This is a genomic window from Kribbella sp. NPDC002412 (assembly GCF_053592935.1).
The window spans coordinates 1-11,900 of the sequence record NZ_JBSFBL010000037.1 but is presented as its reverse complement, the minus strand read 5'-3'; the positions used below and the strand labels follow the sequence as shown (position 1 = coordinate 11,900).

The window sequence follows — 11,900 nt, the reverse complement described above, 5'->3', positions numbered from 1 at the left end:
CTCATCCAGCGACCTGGCTGGACTGCCACTCGGCCGCATCGACAACGCGGCCCGTGGCGAGCGCCTCGGCGTGCATGTCGTCCAACGCCTTGCTGGGGATGAACACCCGGCGTCCGACCCGAACGGCGGGAAACGAATTCGCCTGGATCAGCCGATAGAGCGTCATCTCGGACAGTCCGAGTTCAGCGGCGGCCTCGGCGATGCTGAGGAACCGCCTGGGGCTGCCTTCACTCGTCGTCATGTCGTGATTCATGGGTGCCACTCCTTTGCTGACTTTAGCTAGGTTGACCTAGGTTAACCTAGGTCACTTTGTTGTACAAGAGTTCGGGCGACAACTGATCTAGCTATCTAGGTCGACTACCTTTGATGCATGAAGGTGGAGACGAACGACCCGCGACCGCCGTACGCCCAGGTGGCAGACGGGCTTCGGCGAGCCATCCAGTCAGGCGAGCTTGCCGCCGGCAGCAAGCTCCCGTCAGGTCGCGAGCTGGCTGCCGAGTGGGGCGTCGCACTCATGACGCTCCAGAAAGCGGTCGACCAGCTGCGCGCGGAGGGCTTGGTGTACAGCCAGCAGGGCCGAGGCGTCTTCGTCGCGGCGTCTGGGGATCGCCCGCCCGCCGAGGACCTGGCCTCGTTGCGCAGGATGGTGGAGGAGCTGAGCCAGCGACTTGCCGCCGTCGAGAGGCAGTTGGGTACCAGCGATGCTCCGCAGACCTGACAGGGAAGGCTGACCAGCGTGGCTCCTGTGTTCATGGGAACTAGTGGACACTGGTGTTGCTTCCGGCACCCGGACAAACTGTCCGGGTAGTCCTCAGGCTCGCTGAACTATCGTTGTGGTCATGCGAGGAGCAGGCGATCACCTGAGCATCGGCGAGCGCGTCGCCTTCTACCGCGCTCGCCGTGGCCTCACGCAGTCGGTGCTGGCCAGTCTGGTCGGCCGAACTGAGGACTGGCTTAGCAAGATCGAACGTGGCGAGCGCGAGATTCGCCGATTGGACGTGCTCGCCGAGCTGGCTTCGGCCCTGCGAGTGTCACTCGCGGACCTTCTCGGACAACCGGTGCTCCTTGAAGACGACAACCAGCACGACGATGTGCCAGCAATCCGCGACGCCCTGATGGAACCGCGTCGCCTGTCTCGTGTGCTGTTCGCCGATGAACAGGCCGCCCGGCCGCCAGACATCAGGCAGGTCGCAAGCCTCACCGAAGGCGCCTGGCACCACTACCAAGAGGGCCGGATCGGCCGGACGGTCGAAATGTTGCCTGGACTGATCCGCGCCGGCCAGACGCTGGAGGCTGACCGATCGAACGGTGGTCAAGGCGCCGCCGTGTCAGCCCGAGTGCATCACCTTGCTGCGACCACCTTGACGAAGATCGGCGAGTCCGATCTGTCGTGGATCGCGGCCGAGCGAGCCATGAATGCGGCGGACAACTCGGACGATCCGCTTGTCTTAGCTTCAGCCGCTCGTGCCGGCACGCACGCGCTACTGGCCGTCGGGCGGTACGACGACGCGATCCAGCTCGGAAGGACTGCGCGTTCCTGGCTGACCGGCCGGGTGCGCGAATTGGACCCGGCGGCACTAAGCCTGCTCGGCATGCTCGATCTCCGCATGGCAACTGCCGCAGCACGCCGTGGCGACCGAGCTACGGTGACGGAACTGCTCGCCTCCGCCGAGTCCGCAGCCGATCAGCTCGGCTCGGACGCCAACTACTGGCAGACCTCATTCGGTCCGACGAACGTCATGCTTCATCGGCTGTCGTCGGCGCTCGACCTGGGAGACATCAACTTCGTGACCGAGCACGGTCCACGGATCGACTCATCCGTCCTTCCCACTGTCCGCCAAGTCGCGCACGGCATCGACTTGGCGCGGGCTCACAGCTACGCAGCCCAAGACGACGAGGCAATCACTGCGCTCCTCGCCGCCGAGGCGAAATCCCCTCAGCTCGTGCGGCACAACCCCGCCGTACGGGAGATCGTTCGAGACATTCACCGACGCACTCCGAGTACGGGCGGCAGAGGTTCCGAAATCCTGGCGCTCGCCGAGCGTTGCCGGGCGGTCCAGTGACCGGCCGGACCCTCGGTCTCGTGTGCGCCGCTGCCGGCGGGATCGAAGAGGTCCGCGAGCGGCTGATCGAGCCGCTACTCGAGGACGGTTGGACGGTCGCCGTCACGCTGACCCCAACCGCCGCCGTGTGGCTGGAGGCGAGCGGGGAACGCGACAAGATCGAAGCAGTGACCTCGCTCCCGGTCCGCAGCGCACCCCGCGTACCAGACGAGCAAAGCCCGCACCCAGCCGTCGACTGCTACGCCGTTGTGCCAGCCACCTCGAACTTCGTCGCCAAGCTGGCACTCGGGATCGCCGACAACCAGGCTCTGACCCAGGTCTGCGAAGCGATCGGCGGCCACAAGCCGCCTGTGGTGGTGTTTCCTCGGATCAACGCAGCGCACGCTGGCCAGCCTGCGTGGAACCAGCACATCGACGCCCTGACCGCGGCTGGCGTACACCTCGTGTATGGCGAAGACGTCTGGCCGCTCCACACCCCACGCAGTGCTCCTGGCAAGCAACTCCCCTGGTCCGCGATCCGCGCCGCCATCGAGAACTCAATCGCCGAGGCCAACCCGCCCCGCCCCTGACGTCAACCTCGGGGGGAGGGCTCGCACCGGGAACCGGGGAGCTACGGTGGCCGTTGAACGTCAGATCACAAGCTGGGCGATGCGCACACGCACCGAGTGTCGCGCGTCGCGCTGCAGGATGCTGACGACCTCCTTCGCTGGCCCCGATAGCGGTCCATGCGTTGCAGCCGAAGCCAAGGCTGCAGCTAACTCCATGCGGACCCGGTAGTCCCCGTCCGTGGCGAGGCGGGAACCGATGCCCGAGTCGAGAGCACCGTCCCGCACCCAGGCCTGAGCCGCCAGCGCGCGAAGCCCTGCGGTCCCTTGGCTGACCAAGAGGTGGAGATCCTGTATCTCGGGCAACTCTCTGAAGGCGAGCAACAGGTGCCGACCGTCGTCGTCACCGCGCCAGGGCAGCATGCCAAGGCACACGTGTTCGACGGCCTGTCGTTGGGTTGTCGTGGAGGCCAGGCGGGCGGCGAGAGCTGCCGCCGCCGGCCGTGAGTCACGCTCTAGTGCCGACATTTGCACCAGGGCCAGTGGTGAGTCATCGAAGATCCGGCCATCTGCGTCAGGAACGGTTCCGGCCAGCGTCAGCGCGCGGCCGAAGAGTTCAGGCGCCGGCGCCAGGCCACTGGCCAGGTTGAACGCGGCAATCAGATAGTCCGGCCAGTTGACTGCCTTGATGGGCGGCTCGTCCTCAACCCTGCGTAGGAGCGCCACGATCATCCGTTGGCGTTCGTCAGCGGGAAACCCTGCAAGCAAAAGCGAATCGTTGATTGCGTTGGTACCTAGGTGTCCGGTGTCGGGGTCAAGGTCGGGATCCTCCAGCAGCCGCTGCCTGGCGGCAGCGACCACCTCCCGGGTTGGGTCGAGCTCTGGTTCGGGGTGGAGGACCGCGAGCAGGGCTGCGACGGCCGAACCCGCGCCATCATTCAACGCTTCCTGCAACCGCGGGACCACCGTGTCGGTGGCATGTCGCAGCACTGGAAGAGCCCGGCGACGTACGGTGTCAACGAGCGCGTCGTCCGCCAGCAGGTTTATCACCAGCTCGACGACTTCCTCGGTCAAGTCCGGATGCGTGACGCCGATCCCGTTAAGGATCCGCAGCACGCTATCGTCGGTGGCGAGGTGCCTGCCGGGCTCACGTACAAGGAATGGGCCGAGGAGCGCAATCGACTGTCGGCTCGCGTCGAGGTCGAGGCGCCTGGCCAGTCCGGCCAGCACCTCGAGTGCGGCCAGGAAGCAGTTGTGCTGCGGCACCGGCAGAGCACCTGCAGCCACCGCCGACCTCGCAAACTGGACGACAGTTGTCACAACCGTAGCGACCTGGTCGTCAGGCAGCAGGTCCGCCTCGCGGCTCAGGGCCTTGAAAGCGGAACCCCGTACTAACGGTGACGGGTGGTCGAGAAAGCTCGTCACGTCGACGTACCTGTCGCCGATGCTGGCCACGTGCTCGGCTGCCTCCTTGGCGGCGCCGGTCGCCACCAAGTGGCGCACGGCCTCGTCGTGCTCTTGGCTGTGCTTGTAAACGCGGGCGAGCAGTCCTGCCGCGTGCCCCACTTGCCTCCAGCTACCAGCCGTGTAAGCGAGCCTCAGGTAGGCACGTCCGGCGAGCGCTGCTTCACGCCATCGGCCGCCGAGCGCTGCTTCGCTGACGTTGGCGGCGATCCGTGTCACCACTGCTTGACGGTCGCCACCACCAAGGTTGCGCAGGGCGGCGGCGAGCCGGTCGTCCTCGAAGGCGCCGACAGGAAAGCGCTGGGTCGCCAACTTGACATTGCGGCGCGCGTAGACCCACTCGGCCGCATCGGAGTCGTTGCCGTCCAGACAGGCTGACTCCACGGCCTCTTGCCACAGAACGTCCGCATCCTCGAACTCACCCCGATCCGCCGCAGACAATGCTGCCCGCGCCTGGACGATGGCCCGGTCTTGCCGTGACATCTGACGTCTGGCCGCCGCGCTGAGTAAGTTGGTCCACCCGTCGACGGACCTTGCGAGCTCCATCTCGAGCCGACGGCACAACTGCAAGCCAGCCGCGTCGTCCGGCCTGGGTTCAAGGTGGCCCAAAGCCCTTCGGAGCAGGTCGGCGTGTTGCACCGTCCAGTCGTCGAGCGGCAGCGACCCAGAGGTCTCGGCGAGGAATGCGAGCAGCCGGCAGGTCGGTTCAACGAGCTCACGGTCGGCAAGTGTCGAAGCGATCAACTTGGCCAGGACATCGTCATCGACCGCGGTGGCAACGGTCCCGACCGGCTGGCCGAGCACCTCGGCGGCGATCTCAGATAGTTGGTGGAGGAGCTGAATGTCGTCCGCGAGTTCGGTCTGTTCGTCGCTGGCCCCCGCGGCTTCTTCCTTAGAATCATCGTTCTCGAGGTCCGGGCCGCTGAGTGCTGCCGTGTTGCCTGCCAGCGCCGCGAGTCGACGGGCGGCCACATGGGCGGAGTCCGAGTCCGCCACTTCTACGGCCTCCCAGAAGCCCCCCGCAGCCATAAGCGCGGCCTCCCTGCGGCGGCCTGCCGCGACCAGGGCTTCCGACAGCCTTTCGTCGAGCATCTGCGCGTGGCCCGGAAACCCATGCGCTACTAGCATTTCCTGTGCGGCCGTGAAGTGCCCGGCCGCGCCCTCGAAGTCACTCGCCTCCATAAGCTCGGCCGCTCGTGTCAGCTCGGCCGCGACGGCCTGGTCGCTCGTCGGGCCGCGGACCACCATCTCTGCGATCACGGCGTTCTGTGGTTTTGCGGGTGGGATGATGGCAGGGCGGTAGCCGCAGAACTGCTTAGCCGCCTCAGTGCCGAAGAACTCCGTTACTAGATCGGCTCGGGGGCGCAACATCTCATCTAGGTGTCCAGCGTTCCAGAACTCCAGCTGCAACCTGACATTGGCTGCCTCAAGCTCATCTTGGCGGGCAGCGAGCGTGTCGACGATCTGGCGGCGATCCGCCACGGTTGAGGTCGCCACGATCAACCGCTCCACGTTTCCGACTGGCAGCCCATCGGGGTCGAACGCGTCGAGCGCCTTGATGAGGTCGGCTTCGTCGAAGGACTGGTACCGCTTGGATTGGATGGTGCCGCGGGTGCCGTCCGGCTGCCGACCGACCACGTCGATGCCGAACTGTTTCTGCCCGCGTGTGCCGTAGGTGTGGACGTCTGTCCAGCCCAGTGATTCGCGGGCGATCCGGTGCAGCAGCCGCTCGAAATTCTCCCATCGAAGGGCGGCGAAGGGGAGACCCTTCGCTAAACCACGTGTGAAGACGGGCTGCTCACCGGCCGCCGACAGCGTGGGCGGGGTGAGATCCTCGACGACGAGGTCTTTTTCGGCGTCCATCGCAATGAGTGTCTCCGCTCGAGAACGCGACGAGCTGGCTCCTCTGATCTTCAAGAACCGACCCGGCAGCCTGGGGTTTGGTGCGATCCTAGCGTTCGAGCAGTCTGCTGAGGTCGTCCCTCTCCCTGCTGCCGCCGTAGGTGCTGTGGAACGCCTGGCCGAGAACCGAGCCAAGCGCAGCTCCTGAGGCTGAAATCGGGGCCGCGGGACGATCTCTCCGGGGCTCCAACTCGGGGTTCCCATCAGTCGCTGGCGTTTGGCCACATGTGTGGGGGACTCTCGGATTGCCGACGGCTGCGGCGGCAAGGCTTCACTGCCGCTGGCGGACCGGATCGAGGGAATGTTCAGCGGGGATGGCTAGATAGGCTTGCGAGATTGGTGTCGACGGGGTCCCTCGGCTTCCTAAACCGCGCGTCGGCCCTCGGATCTGTCGTCGCGCCTATTGCGGACCGCTGCCTATGGTCGCTATCGAGCCACGCACAAACACTCGTGCGGTGCGCCTAAGTCTCAGCCGACGTCCGGCGGACGCCGGCCGACCGCAGTGCTTCCGCAACTCGGCACGCCGCTTCGCACCGCAAGGCTCCTCAGCTGCGATCACCACACGCCCAGCACCTCGATATGTTCACTCGGCGTCTGGAGATTCCGTTTCCTGTTCTTCTGCAAGGTCTGGAGATTCCGTTTCCTGTTCTTCTGCAAGTGCCATCGCCAACTCGTAACCGTAGAGATCAGGGAACCTGCTCGGCACACTCTGATCCGCGGTCGCCGCCGCGAGCAAACATAGAGCGTAGTGTGAGCACTCACTCGGCGTACTTCCGGCGTCGGCCGCGAATCGCTCGACTGCGGCGCGCAATTCCTCGCGACCCAACCACTCGAGCAACTTCTGGGGCGTCGACAGTCTTGCGGCCTTTAATGCGCTCACACAGGCGTTCTCGCTGTGCGGCGCAAACGCTTTGTTTGACTTTCCGTCGACACGCCAACCAAGTCCATGTGGCCTGTTGACCTCCAAGAATGCTATCAATCGTGCTGAGTCAAATTCGATCTGCAACTCATCCAGCGACTGGAATTTATCTTTGTGTGCGTCGATTATATGATGTTTGTGCTCGCGGAGCTCAATGAATTCCCGATCTAGTATCTCCAAGGTGCCAGCAATTGCGTGAAATCGCCTCAAAAAGGCATCCGGGTAGTTGACACCTGCCTTATAGACGACTTCGTGCTCAATTTGCGCCCACGCATGTTCTAGGAGGCTACGAATCTGTACTTCAAACATCAGCGGGTTTTCGACTGGGAGCCCTCGCAGCGCAAGCCACTCCTCTGGAAGTGTGCCGATAACGTGGACTGATCGGTAGCCGAACTCTTTACCTGACAAATCACTCCGCTTATCGACACTCCGATCCTCGTCGACAATCGCCAGACTCCCGCGAATGAAGGCCGCCACTCCGTCCACTTCATCACTGTAGTAGGTGATAATTCTGGCGCCGACCAGGTCAGTGATTTGGTCACCTGGCGAGTCGTAGGCCTTGCGTTGCATCTTCTCGAGAAGGCCCTGGGGGTCCTTCGCCCGAGCGAAGACCGCATGCACACTAAAGCCAGCATCCTGCAGCGTGGTAGTCAGATACTCCGAGACGACAGATGCGTAATCTTTGTAGAAGTCGAACTTTTGGGCGTATTCCTCATGAAACGCAAGACTGTCATTCGAGTCCACTGACAGTTCCCCCAGCCAGAAGATGGCTCAGTATTTCGATCCGCGTCTCGCGTGGCCTCAAGTTATCCGTCTGCCGACTGGCAGCAGTAAGGTATCTGACTGCGATGCTAGATGGCTCCTCGGACGACCGGTCGTCCTCGAAGGCTGACAGCCGAACACCCGCCTGCGTAGCATCCAACTCCTCTAGCGCGGTTCCAGCGGCCGTTACCAAATCCAAAGCACCAATCAGTGCATAATAGTCCACGGGTCGGCGGTATTGGGTACGCGAAAGGTTCGGAACCGCATTTGCAATCCACTGCTGGTACGAGCGGAGGCGCTTCTCCAACTCTTCACCCTCAGGGAAGTCGTCACGATATTGCTGATACCAAATGTCTATGGAGGACTTCTTATCTTGCGGTCCCTCGGCCAAAAGAATGATCAGCTCGGCCGCGAACTCAACCGCCCTGTAACGCTTCACCTGCTGAGGCGTTATGATGCGATTCTCGACCCAGTAGTCCCAGCCCCCGACCTTCTCCACGAAGGTTGCGAACGCGCCGCGCTCTCTCGCGTTCCGAATCTCCGCCTGATTCAGCGTAACCACGAACCGATTAAAGCGAACGAAAATGTCCTGAATATCTTCAGCTCTGTAGCCAGACAGTTCTTCGACGACGAAGTCATAGTCGAGAATACGGTCCTGGTCGCCCCTAGAGAGGTCCTTGAAGCGCTTCGCGGCCCTATCTTCCCCGGCGGTACTATTCAATCGAAACCGATTCGATAAGAACTCGAATACGGTGCGCAACCGCTGCTGACCATCGATCACCTCGTACCCTACACGACCTCCGCCTGCGGCGCTGTGACGTTGGACGAGTAGTGGAGGGATCGGGCGCTCTCTAAGAATCGAATCAATCAAATAGACCTTCGCGGCGCGCGGCCACACACTGTTCCGTTGATACTCGGTGGTCAGCTTCAACTGACCCTCCTCATACAACTGGAAGAGCAAGCCTATGTCTTTCGTCGTAGTTCGGCGTGTTGCCACGAAGTTTCGACTTTCTGTGAGATTTCTGTCACCATATTGGATATCTAGCAATAATCTACCTTCGAGCACAGCGAAGTCTGGCCGAAACGCCGTGGCCGCCACCCCGGGGTCGCCTTCAAGTCCAATGCCGATGAACAGGATCTCCGACTCCGTGACCGGCTCCGTCACCTCAGGTGCAGACAGCCGAACGACCCGCATCCCGTGCGCCGAACATGCTCTGGCCGCGGGTCGTTGACGGCTGTTCCGGGCACCCCAGGGGGCACCGCGCCTGGCCGAGTTGCTACAGCGCCCAGGCCTGTCCGGGCTTAGCCTCAGCGTCAACCGCCTTTAGCTTCTTGGTCAGCCGGTCGACGTTGGCTTCCGCCTCAGTCAGACTGCCCCGGAGAACGACCTCGTCACCTCCGAGCATGAATGCGACAACGGCGTACTCGTCGACTTGCCCCTGCCTGCGGACGCTAATCAACTGAACTGCGGCGGTGTTGACCAGCCCGCTGTCGGTCGACAACCACATTTAGATCCCCTCCATCGATCGAATCTTGCGCAGGGCCATTCTTGCCCCTGTCCCCCAGGTAGCTGCTAACCCAGGTCACCGCAGCGCGCGGTCAAGCGTCTGCCAGCCGATCTCTTAGAACGCCGGGGGCGCGACACGGTCGCCGAGGGCCGACGGGTGCTGATCAACGATCCCGCCCGGTTGAACGGTGTGAAGGTCCTCGGGGTCGATGAGCACGTGTGGCGCCACGCCCGCCGCGGGGACAAGTACGTCACCGGACGGCATACGCCGCCGTCACCGTGTCGCGGTCCACGCGCCCCCGCTGGGGGTTCACTAAAACACCAGTCCACATCCCTAACCGCTTCCGCAGGCAGCGATGAGGCCGCCTAACCTACTCGGCTACTGGCCGTCGCTGGACCGTTCGGCCAGCAGATCCGGCAGATCCTTTGCAACTGCCTCCTTTGCCGCCTCCGTCAGGCTGTCGGCCGTGAATCCGAACCAACCACCATGCCGGCCTTGCATCCATCCGACCTCCCATCGCTCGTCGCGCGTTGGTCGAAAGCTGATCGCATACCCGTGGAACGCGCCCAGGTGGATGAGGCTCATGACAGCATCCTTGTCGGGCGGGGCGCTGACCAACTCGATCGCGTCGTCGGGATTTTCCTCTGCCCACTCGGTCAGCGCACTAGCCAACGATGGAGGCAGTCCGGACGATTCTTTGAGTGTCGTGAGCGCCTCGAAGAACTTCTCTCCATCGTCGACATGGTCGACGTGGTACCAGGTTTCGTCCGCGGATGCCGTGTAAGCCTCGTATCCCACGCCCTCTGATAGGACCTCCCTGGTTCGCCAATCGATGTTCTGCCATATCGCCTCACCGGCATCGTCGCGGTCACCAGTCTGTCCCCCATCGATGATCCGAAAGCCGTCCGCCTCCAGCGTTCTGATCTTCGTGTCCGTGCGCACCCGATCCTTCTCAATCTCGGCTAGCACTCCAACTACGAGGATGCGGATCGCATCGAGCGTGGTGTCCATCCCGGCAGACTCCCCCTCCTACCTACGTCGCTACAACGGGGCCCACGTGCCCGAGCATGAAGCACCTGGTGGCCCCCACATCTGCAGCAGCCGAACCAGCGGCGCCCTTTCAGCCGCATGAGTCTAGCGGCGGACGCCGACTGAACCCGCATCCGCGCCACGGTTCGCCGCACCGGATGCGGGACGGCGGAAGTCGCTCGCTTGGTCAAGCCCGGGAGTCATACCCTCGTCTGATGCAAGCATCAGGTGAACAGACCGAGCGACTCGCCGTAGGTTCGTCGTCGTTCTACGGTCTGCTCCGTGTCCGCCCGGTCATTCTCGACACGGGCCCGCTGACCACCGACGTGATCCGATCGGCCCGCAAGGGCGAGCCGTCTCCTCTCGCGTTGGCGATGCTCGTGGGCGTATTGAGGGGCTATGCGGCACACCACGTTTGGGCTGAGGTACCGCGTGTGCTCGCCAAGCGGGCACCGCGAGCAGGCGTGACGTTGGCCGCGCTCGAAAAGTTGTGGTGGGACTCCTACGTGCCGCTCATCCATTTCGTAGACACCCACGGGCTTCCAACAACGGAGCAGTCGCGAGCGCTGGCGGAGCGGGACGCCTCCGACGCCCCCACGCTAGTTCTTGCTGGGCTGCTTGCGCCTGCGGTGATCATCGCTGAGGACCGTGACATCTTGGCTAGCGGCCTGGCGTACGAACAGTGGAACGAGTTCTACGACGTTGTACGGACCCTGAACACCGGCCGTACGAACGTTCACGGCGCGTCCCTGCTGATCTCGCTTGGTGCTCGCGGCGCCCTGGCGACCATGCGCGGTCTTGCGAACCTCGGCGCTAGTCCGATGGGCGGGACGCTGGCGGCAATCGCCCTACTAGGCCTCGGCGCCGCCGCTTACCGCAGGAGCCCGGATGTCAGAGAGATCTGGAGCCGCGGCAAGCAGACTTGCGTCGAACTAGGTCAGCGGCTGACTACGACGTTCCTCGCCTTCTCCAAGCGCCTTGAGGAAGCCGAGTCGACCTGGAGCGAAGCAGAGCGCGGCGCGCGGCGGCCGGACCTCGTGAGTCGCATTGCTGGAATGCTCGCCACGGCAGAATCGCCGCTGACCCGTACAGAGATCGTCGCCGCTCTTCACCTGCCGCGCCAACGTGGACTGCTGGACGTGACGCGGGGGCTGCACTCATATCCTGCCTTCGTCCAGCCGACGCCGCACCGCTGGCAGCTCGGCAGAGACGGGATGGATTTTGGTGGCTCGTAGCCAGTCTCAGCGGCTCGCAGTAGCCGACGTCCCGCCGGGCGCGGCCGAAGGCGCCGGACGACGCGAGGCCAGCTCTGCGGAGGTCGCGGACCTGGAACCGTTGGAACACTTTTTGGAACGAACTGGCGAGTAGCAGAGTTGTTCGAGTCTGAAACAGCCCGGACTCTTGTTGGCTGCCAGGGCTCAAGTGACCGGTGTTCACGCGGTGCGGCGGCCTTCTAATCCGTTGGTCGCAGGTTCGAATCCTGCCGGGGGCACCGTGTGATGTCTCCAGACATACCGGACAGGTGAACCCACGATTCGTGGGTTCACCTGTCGCGTTTTGGGGTGGGGCCGGGTGGTTTTCCGGTGGGTTGGTAGTCGCGGCTGGGGTCGAGGACCAGTTCGCGGAGGAGTTGGCCGGTGGCGGCGTCGACGACGCGGATGTGGAGGTCGTGGACGAGGAGTAGGACGTGGGTTCGGGCGTGGGTTCG

General features: G+C 63.6%; 10 protein-coding genes. 4 read left to right on the top strand and 6 right to left on the bottom strand.

Going from position 1 to position 11,900, the window contains the following annotated elements:
• Position 1: 1 nt before the first annotated feature.
• Complete coding sequence (locus ACWCOV_RS26785; protein WP_449832062.1) at positions 2-253, bottom strand: helix-turn-helix domain-containing protein; 252 nt, start codon at positions 251-253, stop codon at positions 2-4.
• A gap of 117 nt (positions 254-370) precedes the next feature.
• Here ACWCOV_RS26785 and ACWCOV_RS26780 point away from each other — a divergent pair, with 117 nt between their 5' ends.
• The 3 genes from ACWCOV_RS26780 to ACWCOV_RS26770 all read left to right on the top strand — a co-directional run bounded on the left by ACWCOV_RS26780 (position 371) and on the right by ACWCOV_RS26770 (position 2,632).
• Entirely contained in the window at positions 371-718 is a 348-nt protein-coding gene (locus ACWCOV_RS26780; RefSeq protein ID WP_449832061.1) for a GntR family transcriptional regulator, read from the top strand.
• 121 nt (positions 719-839) lie between these two features.
• A complete protein-coding gene (locus ACWCOV_RS26775) occupies positions 840-2,063 on the top strand; it encodes a helix-turn-helix domain-containing protein (RefSeq protein ID WP_449832060.1) in 1,224 nt (407 codons plus the stop codon).
• Positions 2,064-2,083: 20 nt separating this feature from the next.
• Positions 2,084-2,632: a flavoprotein gene (locus ACWCOV_RS26770; RefSeq protein ID WP_449832059.1), complete on the top strand. Its 549-nt coding sequence runs from the start codon at positions 2,084-2,086 to the stop codon at positions 2,630-2,632.
• 60 nt (positions 2,633-2,692) lie between these two features.
• Here the strand turns inward: ACWCOV_RS26770 and ACWCOV_RS26765 are convergent, their stop codons facing one another.
• The 5 genes from ACWCOV_RS26765 to ACWCOV_RS26745 all read right to left on the bottom strand — a co-directional run bounded on the left by ACWCOV_RS26765 (position 2,693) and on the right by ACWCOV_RS26745 (position 10,174).
• Positions 2,693-5,935: a hypothetical protein gene (locus ACWCOV_RS26765; protein WP_449832058.1), complete on the bottom strand. Its 3,243-nt coding sequence runs from the start codon at positions 5,933-5,935 to the stop codon at positions 2,693-2,695.
• Between the two features lie 622 nt (positions 5,936-6,557).
• Complete coding sequence (locus ACWCOV_RS26760; protein WP_449832057.1) at positions 6,558-7,637, bottom strand: GTP pyrophosphokinase; 1,080 nt, start codon at positions 7,635-7,637, stop codon at positions 6,558-6,560.
• Positions 7,624-8,820 carry a DUF262 domain-containing protein gene (locus tag ACWCOV_RS26755; RefSeq protein ID WP_449832056.1) on the bottom strand — a complete coding sequence of 399 codons (1,197 nt, stop codon included), beginning with the start codon at positions 8,818-8,820 and terminating at the stop codon, positions 7,624-7,626. The genes ACWCOV_RS26760 and ACWCOV_RS26755 overlap by 14 nt, the downstream gene beginning before the upstream one ends.
• Before the next feature lie 112 nt (positions 8,821-8,932).
• Positions 8,933-9,163 carry a hypothetical protein gene (locus ACWCOV_RS26750; RefSeq protein WP_449832055.1) on the bottom strand — a complete coding sequence of 77 codons (231 nt, stop codon included), beginning with the start codon at positions 9,161-9,163 and terminating at the stop codon, positions 8,933-8,935.
• A gap of 378 nt (positions 9,164-9,541) precedes the next feature.
• Positions 9,542-10,174, bottom strand: coding sequence for a hypothetical protein (locus tag ACWCOV_RS26745; RefSeq protein WP_449832054.1), 633 nt, complete (start codon positions 10,172-10,174; stop codon positions 9,542-9,544).
• Positions 10,175-10,407: 233 nt separating this feature from the next.
• On the opposite strand from ACWCOV_RS26745, the gene ACWCOV_RS26740 reads away from it, so the two are divergent.
• A complete protein-coding gene (locus ACWCOV_RS26740; protein ID WP_449832053.1) occupies positions 10,408-11,427 on the top strand; it encodes a hypothetical protein in 1,020 nt (339 codons plus the stop codon).
• Positions 11,428-11,900 lie beyond the last annotated feature (473 nt).